Origin of the sequence: Rhodopseudomonas sp. B29, assembly GCF_000333455.1 — a bacterium.
Taxonomy (GTDB): domain Bacteria; phylum Pseudomonadota; class Alphaproteobacteria; order Rhizobiales; family Xanthobacteraceae; genus Rhodopseudomonas.
Window position 1 is genome coordinate 1 of record NZ_BADD01000048.1, and the last position, 1,055, is coordinate 1,055.

Below are 1,055 nucleotides of genomic sequence, written 5' to 3' on the forward strand. Positions count from 1 at the left end.
AGCGCGAAGCGGATCAGCACGCCGGCCGGCACGACCAGCAGCATTGAAGAGACGCCGAGATCGCGGCCGAGCAGCGCCACGCCGTAGCCCGGAGCCGCCGAAAAACACCGCCTGGCCGAAGCTCATGATGCCGGCATAGCCCCAGACCAGATCGAACGACAGCGCGAACAGGCACAGGATCAGCACGCGTGTCATGAACACGGTGAGATAGTCCTGCAGCACCAGCGGCAACAGCAGGAATATCGCGAGCATCACCAGCTCGATGATGGGCAGTATCGAGCGCCGGCGTGTCCGCGACACGGCGACCGGCGCGAGAGTCGAAGTAGCTTCCGTCATCGAACCGCCAAGGTGAGGAACAATCGAAGCGTTCGATCACAAGCAAGACGCGTGCCCCCTTCGCCTTCTCCCCGCTTGCGGGGAGAAGGTCGGGATGAGGGGGCGGCTCCCCAAGTCGCAGAGGCTCGGCTGCGCCGGCGCGCCCCCTCACCCGGCCGTCTCCGCTGCGCTCCGCCGGCCGACCTCTCCCCGCACGCGGGGAGAGGTGCAGTCCGTGCGCGTGGAGAATGTAGTCGCAGTTCCCGCATCAGCATTCCTTCGGGTCGACCAGACCCTTGCTGCGCTCGACGATCTCGTAATTGCCGTTCTTGGCGACCGCCGTGTACATGTTCATTTTGCAGTGGCGCTTGCCGGGCACCATCTCGGCAGGACCGCCCGGGCCTTCGGCGATCTTGGCGTGATCGAGTGCGGCGGCCACGCTGTCGCGGTCGATCTTGCCGGCCTCCTTCACCGCCGCTTCCCACAACTTCAGGCCGCGATAGGTGCCTGTGGCCGCGCTGCCTGCCGCGAACAGGAAGTTGCCGGGATAGGCCTTATCGTATTCGGCCTGCAACTTGGCGCTGAACGGATCGTCCTTGGCGACTGCCTTGAAGTAATCGAGACAGCTCGCCAACCCTTCGATCTCGTTGGGCTGGTTGATGCCGAGCGTGTTCTCATCGTAGTACACGCAGGCGAGCCGGCCGCCGTTCTTGAGAATCCCGCTTCGTAGAGCTGCTTGA

General features: G+C 64.5%; 2 pseudogenes. Both read right to left on the bottom strand.

Annotated features, from left to right (window positions below):
* Positions 1 to 336 (bottom strand): annotated as a pseudogene (locus I5M_RS01470) (branched-chain amino acid ABC transporter permease); the annotation flags it as partial.
* Positions 337 to 583: 247 nt separating this feature from the next.
* Positions 584 to 1,055 (bottom strand): annotated as a pseudogene (locus tag I5M_RS01475) (ABC transporter substrate-binding protein); the annotation flags it as partial.